Origin of the sequence: Micromonospora sp. NPDC049497, from assembly GCF_044465805.1 — a bacterium.
In the GTDB taxonomy this organism is placed as follows: domain Bacteria; phylum Actinomycetota; class Actinomycetes; order Mycobacteriales; family Micromonosporaceae; genus Micromonospora.
This window is the reverse complement of the sequence record NZ_JBITMC010000019.1, coordinates 104900-119894: the sequence shown is the minus strand read 5'-3', so window position 1 is coordinate 119894 and position 14995 is coordinate 104900. Positions and strand designations below refer to the sequence as shown.

Genomic DNA, 14995 nt, shown 5'->3' with positions numbered 1-14995 from the left:
CACCCACCCGGCGGCTTCGGCCTGGAAGTCCAGGACACCACCTCCACCCCCGCCGGGGACATCGTCGTACACGACGCCACCGTCAACGACCCCGCCTACGCCTTCGCGCTGTCCCGCCTGCCCGGCCCCGATCTACGCAACACCCCCATCGGCGTGTTCCGCTCCGTCGACCGCCCCTCCTACGACAGCACCGTGCAGGAACAACTCACCACCGCCCGAGCCACCGTCACCGAAACCCCCGAACAGCAACTCGCCGGCCTCCTCAACAGCGGCGACACCTGGACAATCGTCTGACGGACGCCGCCGCACCCCGGTGCAGTCAGCAGTTACAGAGAAAGAGTGGCCATTCTCGTCGAGATGGCCACTCTTTCTCTGTAACTGCGGGGCGGCAGCGCCGGCGGGGCGGCAGCGCCGGCGCACGATGGAGGGGGTCGGTCAGGGGGCGGTCGCGCTGGCGGTGGGGCGGTCGTCACGGACGTGCACGAGCATGTCGCCGGTCTCGATGACGGCGCCCGCCCGGTCGGCCAGGGTGACCACCTTGCCCCGGCGGACCAGGGCGATCACCAGGGTCTCCAGCTCGCGGGGGGACTTGCCGACCTCGCTGCGCTCCGCCGAGCGCATCGCCAGCGCCATGCCCTGCCCGGGGGTGAGCAGGTCCTCCACGACATCGATCAGCGGCGGCGCCGACGTGGACAGGCCCAGCAGCCGGCCGGCGGTGGCCGACGAGACGATCACGTGGTGGGCGCCGCTCTGCTTGAGCAGCGGAGCGTTCTCCGCCTCCCGCGCCGCGGCGATGATCCGCACCTGACCGGCGGTCAGCTGGCGGACGGTCAACGCCACCAGTACCGACGCGTCGTCGCTGTCGGTCGCGATGATGACCGCCTTCGCGGACCGTACGTGCGCCTGGTTGAGCACCACCGAGCGGGTCGCCGACCCCTCGATCGCCACGAGCCCCGCCGAGGTGGCCTGCCGCAGGGCGGGACCGCTGCGCTCGACCACCACGATCCGGGACTTGTCCAAGCCGTTCTCCAGCAGGGCGGAGACCGCACTGCGGCCCTTGGTGCCGTAGCCGCAGATGATGACGTGATCCTTCACGATCTTCTCCCACCGGTTCAGGCGTCGGCCGGTCCGGTACTGCTCGGTCAGGACTTCGAGGGTGGTACCGACCAGGATGATCAGGAAGATCACCCGGGCCGGGGTGATGTAGAGGACGTTGACCAGCCGCGCCGTCTCGCTGACCGGGGTGATGTCGCCGTACCCGGTGGTGGAGAGCGACACCACGACGTAGTAGAAGCAGTCGAGGAGGGTCAGCGGATCCTCGCCGTAGGCGTCGCGGTAGCCGTCCCGGTCGAAGTACACCACCGCGACGCTGAGGAACACCAGGCCGAGGGCGGCGGCGAGGCGCAGGCTCAGCGCACTCAGCGGGCCGCGCCGCTGGGCCGGGAAATGGATCACCGTCGCACCTGCCCGGGCTCCGCTGTCGGCTGCACGACCACAAGATAGCCGGTACGCGCAGAACCGCACGCCGGGGTCGTCGGACCGGGAGGGCGGGCGGCGTGAGAACGGCTCAGCGGGCATGATGGGGGTTGTCCGTCCGGCGACCGGGGAAGCGAGGCCGGCATGTCGTTGCTGCGACGAGTGATCGGCGGGGTGCTGCGCCGGCTGCGGCAGCGGCAGGGCCGCACGCTGCGCGAGGTGGCCGCGGCCGCCGGGGTTTCGGTGCCGTACCTGTCCGAGGTCGAGCGGGGCCGCAAGGAGGCCTCCTCCGAGGTGCTCGCGGCGATCTGCCGGGCGCTCGGCATCCGCCTCTCCGACCTGCTGGAAGAGGCCCGGGACGACCTGCGCCGCGTCGAGCCGCGCATCCCGGCCGCACCCCGGGCCGACCTGACCCGCGCCGAGCCGGCCCGGGTGCCGGTCGCACGCCGTCCGGCGACCGTGCCGACCCGCCACCGCACCGGGCCGCTGCTGCAGCGGGGCCCGGGTGGCACGGGGCCGGTCGCGCGCGTCGGCGTGCCGGGTGGTCCGAGCCGCCCCGACGCCTCGCGCCGCCGACCGTCCACCTCCCTCCGACTCGGGTACGCCGGCCCGCGTACCTCCGCCGTGCTGGTGGGCGGGGAGAGCGTGGCGGGCCGACGGCGGCCGACCGCCGTCTGAGGCCGGCCGGTTCTGCCGTCGGCGGATCTGCCGCCGGCAGAATCATGCGGGCCGCGCGGCCCGGCCGCCGCACGCTGGAGGGGCCGGTACCGGGGCGCGTCCCAGTGTCGCCCGCCGGCACGGGAGGCGAACGATGATCAGCAATGGCGTACGCATGCTGGACAGTGGCCAGCCGACCTTCGGCGACCAGGTCTTCGAGCGGCTGCTGAAGGAACGGATCGTCTTCCTCGGCACCGAGGTGACCGACGAGTCGGCCAACCAGATCTGCGCGCAGATCCTGCTGCTCGCGGCCGAAGACCCCGACCGGGACATCTTCCTCTACATCAACTCACCGGGCGGCTCGGTGAGCGCGGGGATGGCCGTCTACGACACCATGCGGTACGTCCGCAACGACGTGGCCACCCTGGCGCTCGGGTTCGCCGGCTCGATGGGGCAGTTCCTGCTGTGCGCGGGCGCCGCCGGCAAGCGGTACGCACTGCCGCACTCGCGGATCATGATGCACCAGCCGTCCGGCGGGATGGGCGGCACGGCCGCCGACATCACCATCCAGGCGGAGAACATGCTGCACGTCAAGCACACCATGCAGGAGCTGATCGCCCAGCACAGTGGACGGACGCTCGAGGAGATCCAGCGGGACTGGGACCGGGACCGGTGGTTCACCGCCGAGCAGGCCCGCGAGTACGGCCTGATCGACCAGGTGCTCGCGCGGGCCGAGCAGTTGCCGTCGAGCTGAGCCGACCGGCGGCCGGCACGGGGCGGCCGTCCGGATGACGCGCGACGGCGGCCGGCGATGGTCCCGCCGGCCGCCGTCGCGTCCCGTCCCATCCGACGGCCCGCAAGCCCGGGCGGGCCGACCGGCAGGACGGTCGGGGCAGCTCGTCGAACTCGTCCGGGAACTCCCGCACGCTCGCGCCGAGTCGGACGCGCCCCCTCGATCGCGTCCGATCCCCGGCACGCGACGGCCGGGATGTGCGCCGACCGTCGATACATCGGAGCCTATTCCCGGGAAATGGGAACCGCGCGCGCTGCCGGCGCAGCGCATTACGACCGAAATTCGTTACATCCGCCCGCTCGAAGCGCCCGCGTCGTAGCGGGCCCGGGCGGCCTCCACCTCGTCCAGATGGGTGGTGGCCCAGGACCTCAGGCCGGAGAGCAGGTCGAGCAGGCTCCGGCCCAGGTCGGTGAGGGCGTAGTCGACCCGGGGCGGCACGGTGGCGTGCGCGGTGCGGGTGACGAGGCCGTCCCGTTCCAGGGCCCGCAGGGTCTGGGTGAGCATCTTCTGGCTCACCCCGTCGATGCGCTGGGCCAGCTCGCCGTAGCGCTTGGTGCCGCCGGCCAGGGTGAGCACGACCAGCACGCTCCACCGGTCACCGATGCGGTCCAGGACCTGCCGGCTTCCGCACTTTCGGTCGTAGAGGTCGGGTTCCACGTGTTTACTCTCCCTCAGGTGCCCTACGCACTTCAAGGTGCCTACTCTCCAACGGGAAGTGAGGCGGAGGTGTTCCGGTTGGAGCTGTCGTCAGACCCGCCCCGGGGCCGCGTCACCGCAGCCCCACCGCACGCACCGGGAGTTGCGCCATGTCCGTCGTCGTCACCGGAGCCACCGGCCACCTGGGCCGCCTCATCGTCACCTCGCTGCTCGACCGGGGTGTCCCCGCCGAGCAGATCGTGGCGCTCGGCCGGGACACCAGCCGCCTCGCCGACCTCGCCGACCGTGGGGTCACCGTCCGACAGGCGGACTACAACGACGCCGACTCGCTGCGCGCCGCGTTCGCCGGTGCGGAGAAGCTCATGTTCGTCTCCGGCACCGAGCTGGGCCAGCGGGTCGCGCAGGCCCGCACCGTGGTCGCCGCCGCCAAGGACGCCGGCGTCGAACTGGTCGCCTACACCAGCATTCCGAAGGCCGACACCTCCAGCCTCACCCTCGCCGTCGAGCACCGCGCCACCGAGCAGGAGATCGAAGCGTCCGGCCTGCCGTACGTCTTCCTGCGCAACAGCTGGTACTTCGAGAACTACCTGCCGCAGATCCCCACGTACCTGGAGCACGGCGTGATCGGCGCGGCCGGGGACGGCCGGATCAGCGCCGCCGGCCGCGCCGACTACGCCGAGGCCGCCGCCGCGGTCCTCACCACCGAGGGCCACGCCGGGAAGGTCTACGAGCTGGGCGGCGCCCCGTTCACCATGGCCGAGCTGGCGGGCGAGCTGTCCCGGCAGACCGGGAAGGACGTCACCTACACCGACCTGCCGGTGGAGAAGTACGTCGAGGTGCTGGTCGGCACGGGCATGCCCGAGCCGTTCGCGGCCGTGCTCGCCGACGGGGACCGGGGCGCCGCCGCCGGTGAGCTGGAGGTGGCCGGCAACGACCTGGAGCGGCTGATCGGCCGGAAGCCGACCACCCTGGCCGAGGCGATCCGCGCCGCCCTCTGACGGCGAAAGGAAGGGCCCCCCGTTAACGCCTCGCGTTGTACAGGGGGCCCTTCTTAACAGGCGCTGCGGTCCGGCACCCGGTGCACCGGTACCGTCCGGTCGCATGACCGAGGACTTCGTGCGCGACACCCGGGCCGCCTACGACGCCGTCGCCGAGCCGTACACCGAACTGTTCGGCGAGGAGTTGGCGGACAACCTGTGGGACGGCGCCTTCCTCGACGCGTACGCCCGGATCGTCCGGGGGCCGGTGCTGGACGTGGGCTGCGGTCCGGGCCGGGTCACCGCGTACCTGGACCAGCGGGGACTGGACGTCTCCGGCGTCGACCTTTCGCCGGGCATGGTGGCCACCGCTCGACGCGCGTACCCGGAGCTGCGGTTCGCCGAGGGCTCGATGACCGCCCTCGACGTGCCCGACGCCAGCCTCGGCGGGGTCGTGGCCTGGTACTCGGTGATCCACGTCCCGGACGACGTCCTGCCGGCGGTCCTCGCCGAGTTCCACCGGGTGCTGGTCCCGGGTGGTCACCTCGCGCTCGCCTTCCAGGTCGGCGACGAACCGCACCGCCCGGCGGCGATGTTCGGCGCCCCTGTCGCGCTCACCTTTCACCGGCGCCGCCCCGACGCGGTCGCCGATCTGCTCGCCCGGGCCGGCCTGCCGGTCCGGGTCCGGCTGGTCCGGGAGCCGGAGGCCCACCCGACGCACACCGAGCAGACGCCGCAGGCGTACCTTCTCGCCCGCAAGCCCACCGACGCGGGCCGAGCCGCCACCGTCACGTCGTGAGCACCACCTTGCCGGGGGCCCGACGGCCTTCCAGGTCCGCGTGGGCGGTCGCCGCGTCGGCCAGGGGGTAGGTCGTCACCAGTGGCCGCCACCAGCCACGCCCGGCCAGCTCGACCGAGCGGCCGGCGAGCCCGGGGATGCCGCCGGGCAGGGCGCGCATCCGCTGCCCCAGCCAGCCGGCGGTGATCCCCCGGCCGACCAGGTCGGCCGTACCGACCGCGGTCGCCTCGCCGGAGGACCAGCCGAACATCATGAACCGGCCGCCGGGCCGCAGCAGCTCCAGCGCGGCCCGTCCGACCGCGCCACCCACGCCGTCCCACACGAGGGTCGGCCCGCCGCTGTGCTCGCGTACCCGGTCCGGCCAGTCCGGCAGCCCGTAGTCCACCACCAGGTCGGCGCCGAGGTCGCGTACCTTCGCGGTGCGGTCGGCGCCACGCGCCGCCGCCACCACCGTGGCGCCGGCGTGCCGTGCGGCCTGGACCAGCAGCCAGCCCACGCCGCCCGCCGCCGAGGGCACGAAGACCACGTCGTCCGGCGTCGGCCGCTCCAGCTCCACGACGCCGAGGGCGGTCCGGCCCGTGCCGACCGCGGCCACCGCCTGGGCGAAGCTCAGAGTCCCGGGTACGCGGATCAGCGTCCCGACGTCGGTCACCGCCTGCTCGGCGTACCCGCCGGGGACCATGCCGAGGTGCGCCACCACCCGCTCGCCGCGCCACGACTCATCGACGCCCGCACCCAGTTCGTCGACGACACCCGCGACCTCGCGGCCCGGAACGGTAGGCAGCTCCGGCAACGGGATCGGGCCGCCCGCCTCGCCCCGACGCAGGGTGGTGTCGAGCAGGTGCACCCCGCTGGCCTCGACGGCGACGCGCACCTGGCCCGGGCCGGGTGCGAGGTCGGGCAGCTCGTCGAGGACCAGGTTGGTCGCAGGGCCGAATTCGTGGAGCCGGATCGCGCGCATGCGACCATCCGACAACCTCAACCTCGGTCGAGGTCAAGGGTTCCGCGTGCGGCCCCGTCGCCGGGCCGGTCCTGGTCGGGACCGGCGGCTCGCGTGGCGGACCGGCGGACCGTGCCGGCCAGGAAGGCGACCAGCGCGGTCGGGACCCCGACGCCGAACCCGATCGCGAGCGCCGACGATTCGCCGGCCGCGAGGATCGCACCCGCACCGACGGCGAACAGGGCCGCCATGACGGCGACGACCTGCGCGGCCAGACCGAGGCGGCGGGCCACGCCGAGCAGGTTGCCGTCCAGCCCCCCGGGTCGGCAGGCCCCGGCGGCGACCACCGCGGCCAGCGTCGTCACGCCGAGTGCCACCACCGCGCCGAGGCTGCCCGGCACCGCCGGCAGGACGAAGCGCCGCCCGCCCGCCGCCGACGAGACCGACAGCACGAGGACACCGGTCGCGCCCAGTAGCAACACGCCGTTCAGGACCGCGAAGAGAACGAACATGCGGCGGAGTGCGGCCATCGCGGCCGGCGCGAGGGGACCGCCGGCCGGTTGCGTGCCCGGGTACGGGTGACTCATCAGAGCTTCATCCGCCAGTCGGTCCCGTCGCCGTCGGAGAGGCTGCCGTCCTCGATGTCGCTCGTGGTGGAGCGCGGCCAGGCCCCTCCCGGGTACGCCTCGTGGCCGGCGAGCTTCTGCCGCATGGTGCTCAACGAGTCGGCGGTGAGCGCCACGTAGGTCAGGAAGGCCGTGATGGTGGCGCCGACGAGCGCGACGACCTTGGCGGTGGAGAGCGCCGCGGCCCCGGCGGCCGGCGGGGCACCCACCACGGTCGCGGCGGCTCCCACCTCGGCGACGAGTTCGGCCACGAACGCGGCCGTGGCGATGGCGAGACCGGCCCACAGCGCGATGATGCCCCAGCCGATCTTCGTCAGGCTGCTGCCGAGCACGTCGGTCATCTGCTTGATGCCCTCGACGGCCGCCTTCTGGGTGGGCAGCATCTCCGCGTACGCGTCGGCGGCCGCGCCCTCCCACTTGTTGTCGCTGCGCATCTGGTCAGGCGTCAGCCGGGCGGCCAGCCCGCTGACCGGGCCACCGACGCGGGAGGTCCAGTCGTCCGACGCCGAGAGGATCGCCGGTGGCCAGCCCGGGTTGGCGGTCACCTTGATCATCTCCATGAACAACCGCCGGGTCAGGTCCCGGAGCCGCTCCAGGCGGGGCGGGATCTCCTCGGCGAGGAAGCCCGGCAGCAGGAGGACGGCCCGGTTGCAGTTGTCGAACAGGCGCTGCACGTTCTTCTCGACCTGGGCCATGTAGCGCTCGACCCGGTCGACGAGTTCCTGGAACTCCTGGATCCCCATGGCGATCGGCGCGGTGGGTACGGGAAAGGACATTCCTGCCGCCTCGGTGTCAGTAGATGTTCCGGAGTCGGTGAAGGTTGTCCACCTCGTCCTGCTGATAGCCCTCCGCGGCGGCCCGCAACGCGCCACCGACACTCTCGAAGTTCGTGGCACCCTGCCGGAGCAGAGCGACGACGGCCTGCTGGAACTCCTCGTACAACCCGTCGATGCCGAGCAGGTGCCCCAGGCCCGAGAAGTGGAACGTGCTCAGCACCAGCCCGGCGGCGTCCTCCGCGGCCGCCTCCAACTGGTCGGCCATCTCGTACCAGCGACCGGCGTCGGTGTGCAGCGCCTCGATCGAGGCGACCAACTGCTCCCCTGTTGGTGTGGTCATCCGTACCGTCTTCCCGTCTCGTCCTCGGTGTTCGGCCTTCTGTCGTGTCTCTTCGTGTTGGCTGTGGGCTGCCCTCGTCGGCGTGGGTCGCCGGTGTGCGGTCAGCGGATCAGCCCGATCTTGCGGAGCAGCACCTCCGGACGCGCGGTCAGCCGGTGCAGCTCAACGGTGGCGGTCGAGGCGTCGTCGGCGCCGCCCGACGGCGGGGACGTCTGCCGCTGGGCGTCGTACAGCGCGTCCCGCAGCGCCCGGCCGATCCGCTCGTCCGACGCCGCGTGCAACCAGTCCGGGTCGACCTCGATGGCGACCGGGGACCCGTCCTCGGTCATGCGGGCCGTGACGGTGCCGTTCGGGCTGCTGCCCGCCACCTCCGGCACGGGCGGCACCTCGGCCGTCCCCTCCACCGGCTCTGCGTCGGCGGCAGAAGCGAGCTCGGCGTCAAAGCGATCGAGCACCGCCAGCAGGTCCCGCAGATTGCCGACCGACTCCGGCGAGCCGGGATCACCCGGAACCCCGTCACCCGTACCCTTTCCGCCGTCGACCGGGTCGCCGACGGCGACGACCGCCTCGGCGGACGCGCGGGCCACCATGGCCTGCCGGACGGCGGCCAGGACCGTCTCCGGCAGCCCCTGTGGTCCCACCGTGGTACGCCAGTCCGGCGCCAGCTCCACACCGGACACCAGCCCGGCGCGGTCCAGCTCCACAATGGCCGCGCCATCGGCTCCGACGGAGTCCCGGACCCGCCCCATCAACGCCACGAACTCGCCGGCGAGTGCGGTCGCGTCGCGCTGGAGGGCTTTCACCACGTCCACGTCGAAGTCGCCACCCTGTCGCACATGTCCCCCCGTGTCACCTCTCGACCCCGCACGGTATCGGCTCCGGGCTCCCTGGGTGAACCCGTGCGGCGGCTTCTTCCGGCTCACCCGGCCAGATTCCGTGCGGGCCACTCACACGAGCCGGGTAGGACTCCGGGTGGCGCGCCAGCCTGACGATCCGCCACTACGCCCGGGCGGTCGAGGGACGGGATGCGGAGGCCGTCCCGCACCGGGACGCGAGCGGGGCAAAGGGGCGAAGCGATCGGGTACGCCGCGGACCCGGAAGCCTCGAAGGCGGAAGAGTGATCGGTGATCAAGGCTGTGACCTGGTGCCCCCGGCAGGATTCGAACCTGCGACACACGGTTTAGGAAACCGATGCTCTATCCCCTGAGCTACGAGGGCGCGAGGGCCCAGTCTAGCGACCTTGGGGTTCACCTGGGGTGGCAGGGAGTGGCCCACGTTCACTCACGTCATCCGCACCCCCGTTCTCTCAGCCTAGGACCACACCCCGAGTCTCCATGTGACTCCGATGGGTCTTGATGGGCAGGGTGGAGCGGCCGGCGGGGCAGGGTCGCGTCGGCGGCAACCTCACCCTGCCGCCAGCGCCGGCTGGTAACCCGGACACGATGTGCCAGATTTGTTCTCGGCAGCGGCGGCGTTCCGCCCGACCGGGTCCTGCCGGGCGGAACACCTGGTGCGCGTTGCCGTCAGCGCCGGACCATGTCGAAAAGGTCCAGGTTGAGCAGGTAGTCGCCGTCGCCCTCGAAGGTGAGGGTGAGACGCTGCTTCGTGCCGGCCTTGAGGTCGACGTCGGCGGTGGCGGTACGCCAGGCCGTCCAGCCACCGGTGCCGGTGGCGGTCGTGGCACCGACCTGCGTCCGGCCCTGCTTGACGCTGATCCGGCCGCCTGCCGCCGCCGATGCCTAGCGGAAAGTCACCCGGTGGCGCCCGGTGGCGGTGATGCCCACCTCGTAGGTGACCGAGGAGCCGTCGGTGACGTACCCGATGCTGCGTCCGTCGGCACCGGCGGACAACGCCCTGCAGCACACGCCGCCGCAGGCCCGCGTCACGGTCCGCGCCGGGCGACTGCGCCATATACCGGCCGGACCGCCGCCCGTCACGGCGTGGGAGACCCGCTGCCCGCCGCAACGCCGGCCGCGGTGCTGGAGGTGACCGACGACGGGCCGGGCCTGCCCGCCGACCAGGCCGTACGGGTCTTCGAGCGGCTCTACCCCGCGCCGACGGGGCGCGGGGCGGCGGTCGACGGACCCGCCGGTGGGGCCCGCGGCGGCGGTGCCCGTGGCGGTGGCGCCGCTCCCCCGGCAGCCACCGCCACCCCGGCCACCACCGGCACCGTCACCGACATCGACGGAACCGTCATGAAGATCCGGCGCGAGTCCGGCGAGGTGGTCACCGTGCAGACCGACGACGGTACGCAGGTCCGGCTGCCCGGCGCGCTCAAGGACCTCCAGGCCGGCGACACCGTCGTGGTGACCGGGAACATGCAGAGCGGCGAAATCTCAGCCGCCACGATCACCCAACAGAAGTAGCCGATGTGAGTGCGTCGGTTGACCGGTTGACAGAAATCAAGCTGGAGAGTGTCGGATCTGCCGGATGCCGTTCGTAGCGTATGCAGAGACGGACGTCGGGTCCGGACGATCAGAGGGAGCGGATATGCCTGAGTACCTCATCTACTTCAATCAGCAGTGGGTGGGTGACCACACCGAGGAGTGGTTCCGCGGGCGCGGTCCACTCGCCAGGGCGGTTGTTGACGAGATCAAGGCCGCCGGGGCATTCGTCTTCGCCGGGGGCCTGGAGGAAGAGGACGGCCCGGTCTTCAGCGCAGACGCCACAAGCGGTGCGATGGTCTTCACCGACGGGCCCTATGTCGAGAGCAAGGAGTTCCTGGGTGGCCTGACCATCGTGGACGTGCCGGATGAGGCGACCGCCCGGATGTGGGCTGGCAAAATCGCGGAGGCATGCGGCTGGCCCCAGGAGGTTCGCCGGTTCAAGCCGCGGCGCGTCTTGCAGGGATGAGATCGTCACTCGTCGGCTGAGGCTTGAGCCGAGGCGTGGCCGGCACCGGGGCGACGTCGCTGCTGCGGCATCGGCAAGGATTTGACCAGACACGGGGGCGGCCAGAAAAGTGCCGCCCCCGGAGCCGGCCGACGAAAGCGCTTCGCCGTACTCATCTGCCGCGGGTCGCTCGCTGGCGAGGAGACGGCGTCGGTCCGGGCTGGTCACTGCAGGTTTAGCCTGTATGGCGTTGCAGGGCACTTGAAGCAGGCGAAGATCCGAAGGTCGCCGCGGCGGCCGACCGTGATACCGGTTGGCTCGTTGACGGCCCTCCACTGGGGGTCGGTCCACGACGGCTGCAGGTGGGATTCCTCCACCGGCATCCAGCTCCCACCGTCGGATTCGCTGGAGCTGATGGTGAGCAGCAGGTCGATGCGCTGGCGGCAGTTAGGGCAGTCCATCGGCCGCACATCGGACACCTCCCAGTTTGCGTATCCGCCGACCTTCCACCCCGGCGCTTGTGACACGGAGAAGTAGGTCTCCTCACCAAACTGACGGCTGTCGTCCCACTGCCGGATCCGTTGGCCCAACTCCGCCGGTAGCTCCTGCCACCAGGGATACTCGACGACCTGTTCTGGGTGTAGAGCGCACGGACGGGGCAGATAGTCCTCCTCGCGAGCGACAGTGGGCGGCGGCGGGGTGGGTAGCATGGTCGTGACGCCGCTAGCCGTGCGCCACCGCAGTTGGACTGCCGGTCCCGCATAGTCCCCGTCGCGGTGCTGATTCGGGCACCACAGCACCTGCAACAGATCGGCGTCATCGGGACAGCGCAGATCCGCAACATCGGCGGCGTGCAACTGGGCCACCGCCACCATCGGGCTCGGCGTCGGCTCGGACACGGTCACGGAGCCGATCGCGACCGAGCCCTGGTCCGTGGTCATCGTTCCGGCGAAGCCGGGAACGTCCCGAGCCAGCTGCTGCATCGCGGCCCGGTCTCCCGCCTGCATCCGGGCGACGAGATCCGGCGCAATCGCGGTCTCCTGGCGAACAACGTGCGGCCCTGCGCAGACCGGCCACGGCTCATCGGCGGGCCACAACAACCTCCCGCCGACGTGGCTTCCTCCTACGTCGGGGTCGCCGGGCCGCGGATGCAGCCGCGTCGCGGTTCGCGCAAACGCGTTAACGCCGGAGAACAATTCACTGAGATCCAGAGGCCGTGCAGGGGTTGTCCGGGTCATCACCGGCGCGAGCCTAGCGGGAGCTTCCACGCCGCGCCTTCCTCGGATCACCCGGCTCACGCTAGTGACCGACGGCCGGCGATCGTGCTCGCGTCTCAGGCGCCGCCCAACGCCCCAACATGCCGCCGACCCGGCGTCACGGTACGTCACAGAGGGCGCGGCGATGCTCGACGCGCGGTCCTGCCGATGAGCGTGCGTCGACGTCGCCCCATGCTGGGGGTGCTGCCACGGCTGCTGCTCCTTACCGCGTCAATGACGAGCGGCATCCTCGCTCACAGCTCGTCGTTACGGAGACGGGGAGCTGGGCCGCGTAGATGGGGCTCGTCTCGTCGTAGTGGCGTGTGATCAGTCGGAGTTCGTCGGTGCTGTAGAGCCCGATGACCTCGGTTGTCGTCCTGCCGTACGACGTCCTGCCGGTCTCAGCCGTATCGCTCGACGAGCGTGTTGCCGATCGAGGCTAGGTGGTCTCGCACACCCGGAGGGCCGGTGACCTCGATCCATTCGACCAGCCCGGCAAGCTCGCCAGCGAGTATGTATTCGTCGTTGCCGCGGATCACGACCTCGATGCGACCGTCGGTCCTTGAACCTCCCACTTCGAGCCGACCGCCGAACCCCATCCGGAGCACGCCTATCCCCTGGGGCGCGCACACCGCCCGGACTTCGAGGGGCATTCGTTTGCGCTCGACCTCGTCGGCGATCGCGCGCCAGCCCTCGGCAAGGTCGAAGTCCTCGGGCCGGTGCGCGGGGTCGCAGGTCGGGTCGGCGGACGAAACGCGGTCGATCCGGAAGGTCCGCCGACCTGCCTCGGTGTTGGCGACGAGGTACCACGATGGGCCTTTGGCGACGATGCCCAGCGGGTGGACGGTTCGCTCGGTTTCGGTGCCCTCGCGGTCGACGTAGCCGAGCCGGACCTGGACACCGCGGATCACCGCGTCCTGGAGCGCGTCGAGGAAGCGAGGCGGTCGGGGCTCGTCCCGGCTCGCCCCCCATCGCTGCGGGTCCATGACGAGCGACGACGCTGCCGCCTCGGCCTGCACCCGGAAGGGTTCCGGCAGGGCTTGGACGAGCTTGCGCAGCGCCGCTTTCACGGCCGGCGTCGCAGCCGAGACCGGGCCGGCGACCAGGAAAAGGGCGCGGGCCTCACCCGCGGTCAACCCGGACAGGTCGGTGCGGGCACCGCCCACGAGGCGCCAGCCGCCGCCTCGGCCCTGCATGGAGTACACCGGGACCCCGGCCATACCCAGGGCGTCGAGGTCACGGCGGGCGGTGCGCTCGGAGACCTCCAACTCCCGGGCGACCTCCGCTGCTGTCACCTGCTCGCGATGTTGCAGCAGAAGGAGGATGGCCATCAACCGGTCGGCTCGCACTCCGACAACACTTCCACAAAAACCGGTCAGGAGGTGACCGGTATCGGTCGGCAAGATGCCGGCATGACAACCGATTTTCCCGAGCCCACCCGCATTTCGGTCAATGGTGTGGAACTCGAAGTCTTCGAAGCCGGCCGGCAGAACGCGGGGAACCCCATCGTGCTCTGTCACGGCTGGCCGGAGCACGCCTTCTCCTGGCGCCATCAGATGCCCGCCCTCGCGGCAGCGGGCTACCACGTAATCGTCCCGAACCAGCGGGGTTACGGCAACTCATCCCGCCCGACCGAAGTCACCGACTACGACATCGCACACCTGTCGGGTGACCTCGTCGCACTGCTCGATCACTACGGATACGACGATGCCACCTTCGTTGGTCATGACTGGGGCGCAGCCGTCGTCTGGGGCCTGACCCTGTTGCACCCGAACCGTGTCAGCAAGGTGATCAACCTGAGCCTGCCGTACCTCGATCGCGGGGATAAGCCCTGGATCGAGTTCATGGAGGATGTGCTCGGTAGCGACTTCTATTTCGTCCACTTCAACCGGCAGCCGGGCGTCGCGGACGCCGTGTTCGAGGAGAACACGTCCCAGTTCCTCCGGAACATGTACCGGAAGGACGTGCCCCTCGCGCAGCCGCAGCCGGGCAATGCGTTGATCAACCTCGCCAGAATGGAAACCCCACTCGGTGAGCCCATCATGAGCGACAGCGAACTGGCCGTCTTCGTCTCCGCCTTCGAATCAACAGGTTTCACGGGCGGTTTGAATTGGTACAGAAACCTGGACCGCAATTGGCGTCTGCTGGCGGAGGTGAACCCAATCATCCGACAACCCACCCTCATGATCTACGGCGACCGCGATACGGTCGCGAGGTCCGAAAGACTGACAGACTTCGTGCCGAATGTGGAAGTGGTCAGTTTGGATTGCGGTCATTGGATCCAGCAGGAAAAGCCGGACGAAACAAACCAGGCGATTCTCAAGTGGCTGGACCAGCGGGATGCCGCCTAGCACTGCAGCAGGAGATCCGCTTCACTGTCCGCTGAGGGTTTGCGGATTGTAGTCGCTGGCCATCTGCGGGTTGGTGGCGTCAGCCACCAACCCGCAGGATGCGCCGTCCATTTGTCTGGGCGGTCCGTCTCGCGTCACGATGGACCATCCGATTGATGGCTGCCGGTTTCCAGTTGCGCATCACGGCCGCCGCCGTGCTCTCAAGGACCCAGGAGTAGGCGCTAACGCAGCCTGCGGTCCACGCATCAAGAAGGGCTGCATCGATGTCGCCGACCTCGGCTCGCGCAGCAGCGGTGGAAACCAGCGGTCACAATGGGCCTGCCACATCTCGGCGACATCGGGTTTCTCCCCGAAACAACCTACCGGCCGGCCCACGGTAAGCGTCTCGGGCGGACGTACACAGCCGCCGCATGCTACGCCTCGGGCCTGGGATGCAGCCGTCACACTGACATGCGCACGAAGATCACGTGCACGGATCTGCCGCTGTCCGATCGGGATAGGCTCGGGATGTCGCG

The 14995-nt window shown here is 70.8% G+C and carries 16 protein-coding genes, 1 tRNA gene and 2 pseudogenes; 8 read left to right on the top strand and 11 right to left on the bottom strand.

Going from position 1 to position 14995, the window contains the following annotated elements:
• Window positions 1-294 (top strand): annotated as a pseudogene (locus tag ACIBR0_RS23560) (2-oxoacid:ferredoxin oxidoreductase subunit beta); the annotation flags it as partial.
• 141 nt (window positions 295-435) lie between these two features.
• Here ACIBR0_RS23560 and ACIBR0_RS23555 read toward each other — a convergent pair.
• A complete protein-coding gene (locus tag ACIBR0_RS23555; protein ID WP_396719058.1) occupies window positions 436-1455 on the bottom strand; it encodes a potassium channel family protein in 1020 nt (339 codons plus the stop codon).
• 165 nt (window positions 1456-1620) lie between these two features.
• On the opposite strand from ACIBR0_RS23555, the gene ACIBR0_RS23550 reads away from it, so the two are divergent.
• The gene (locus ACIBR0_RS23550; RefSeq protein WP_396719056.1) at window positions 1621-2154 is read left to right on the top strand and encodes a helix-turn-helix domain-containing protein; all 534 of its coding nucleotides are present in this window, start codon (window positions 1621-1623) and stop codon (window positions 2152-2154) included.
• Between the two features lie 133 nt (window positions 2155-2287).
• Complete coding sequence (locus ACIBR0_RS23545; protein WP_396719054.1) at window positions 2288-2887, top strand: ClpP family protease; 600 nt, start codon at window positions 2288-2290, stop codon at window positions 2885-2887.
• Window positions 2888-3211: 324 nt separating this feature from the next.
• On the opposite strand, the gene ACIBR0_RS23540 is transcribed toward ACIBR0_RS23545, so the two are convergent.
• Entirely contained in the window at window positions 3212-3583 is a 372-nt protein-coding gene (locus tag ACIBR0_RS23540; protein ID WP_357027922.1) for a helix-turn-helix domain-containing protein, read from the bottom strand.
• Window positions 3584-3732: 149 nt separating this feature from the next.
• On the opposite strand from ACIBR0_RS23540, the gene ACIBR0_RS23535 reads away from it, so the two are divergent.
• Window positions 3733-4581, top strand: coding sequence for an SDR family oxidoreductase (locus ACIBR0_RS23535; protein ID WP_396719051.1), 849 nt, complete (start codon window positions 3733-3735; stop codon window positions 4579-4581).
• Window positions 4582-4684: 103 nt separating this feature from the next.
• The gene (locus ACIBR0_RS23530; protein WP_396719049.1) at window positions 4685-5359 is read left to right on the top strand and encodes a class I SAM-dependent DNA methyltransferase; all 675 of its coding nucleotides are present in this window, start codon (window positions 4685-4687) and stop codon (window positions 5357-5359) included.
• On the opposite strand, the gene ACIBR0_RS23525 is transcribed toward ACIBR0_RS23530, so the two are convergent.
• The 7 genes and pseudogenes from ACIBR0_RS23525 to ACIBR0_RS23495 all read right to left on the bottom strand — a co-directional run.
• Window positions 5349-6320 carry a zinc-binding dehydrogenase gene (locus ACIBR0_RS23525; protein WP_396719047.1) on the bottom strand — a complete coding sequence of 324 codons (972 nt, stop codon included), beginning with the start codon at window positions 6318-6320 and terminating at the stop codon, window positions 5349-5351. The two genes, ACIBR0_RS23530 and ACIBR0_RS23525, sit on opposite strands and share 11 nt — an antisense overlap.
• A gap of 17 nt (window positions 6321-6337) precedes the next feature.
• Complete coding sequence (locus tag ACIBR0_RS23520; RefSeq protein WP_357027910.1) at window positions 6338-6886, bottom strand: hypothetical protein; 549 nt, start codon at window positions 6884-6886, stop codon at window positions 6338-6340.
• Entirely contained in the window at window positions 6886-7701 is an 816-nt protein-coding gene (locus ACIBR0_RS23515) for a hypothetical protein (RefSeq protein WP_396719045.1), read from the bottom strand. Before ACIBR0_RS23515 ends, ACIBR0_RS23520 begins: the two co-directional genes overlap by 1 nt.
• 16 nt (window positions 7702-7717) lie before the next feature.
• Window positions 7718-8041, bottom strand: a complete 324-nt coding sequence (locus ACIBR0_RS23510) for a hypothetical protein (RefSeq protein ID WP_396719043.1) — start codon at window positions 8039-8041, stop codon at window positions 7718-7720.
• Between the two features lie 101 nt (window positions 8042-8142).
• Window positions 8143-8877, bottom strand: a complete 735-nt coding sequence (locus tag ACIBR0_RS23505; protein ID WP_396719041.1) for a hypothetical protein — start codon at window positions 8875-8877, stop codon at window positions 8143-8145.
• A 306-nt stretch (window positions 8878-9183) separates the two neighbouring features.
• Window positions 9184-9259, bottom strand: a tRNA-Arg gene (locus ACIBR0_RS23500).
• Window positions 9260-9564: 305 nt separating this feature from the next.
• A pseudogene (locus tag ACIBR0_RS23495) lies at window positions 9565-9768 on the bottom strand (carbohydrate-binding protein); the annotation flags it as partial.
• A 213-nt stretch (window positions 9769-9981) separates the two neighbouring features.
• On the opposite strand from ACIBR0_RS23495, the gene ACIBR0_RS23490 reads away from it, so the two are divergent.
• Both ACIBR0_RS23490 and ACIBR0_RS23485 read left to right on the top strand, forming a co-directional pair.
• A complete protein-coding gene (locus ACIBR0_RS23490; RefSeq protein WP_396719039.1) occupies window positions 9982-10407 on the top strand; it encodes a hypothetical protein in 426 nt (141 codons plus the stop codon).
• 124 nt (window positions 10408-10531) lie between these two features.
• Window positions 10532-10894, top strand: a complete 363-nt coding sequence (locus ACIBR0_RS23485; RefSeq protein WP_334483554.1) for a YciI family protein — start codon at window positions 10532-10534, stop codon at window positions 10892-10894.
• 203 nt (window positions 10895-11097) lie between these two features.
• Here the strand turns inward: ACIBR0_RS23485 and ACIBR0_RS23480 are convergent, their stop codons facing one another.
• Window positions 11098-12114 (bottom strand): hypothetical protein, encoded by a 1017-nt coding sequence (locus tag ACIBR0_RS23480; RefSeq protein WP_396719037.1) that lies wholly within the window; start codon window positions 12112-12114, stop codon window positions 11098-11100.
• A gap of 416 nt (window positions 12115-12530) precedes the next feature.
• Window positions 12531-13460, bottom strand: coding sequence for a helix-turn-helix transcriptional regulator (locus ACIBR0_RS23475; RefSeq protein WP_396719035.1), 930 nt, complete (start codon window positions 13458-13460; stop codon window positions 12531-12533).
• Here ACIBR0_RS23475 and ACIBR0_RS23470 point away from each other — a divergent pair.
• On the top strand, window positions 13434-14480 hold the full coding sequence (locus ACIBR0_RS23470) for an alpha/beta fold hydrolase (RefSeq protein WP_396719033.1): 1047 nt from the start codon (window positions 13434-13436) through the stop codon (window positions 14478-14480). The genes ACIBR0_RS23475 and ACIBR0_RS23470 overlap by 27 nt on opposite strands.
• The last annotated feature ends 515 nt before the right edge of the window (window positions 14481-14995 follow it).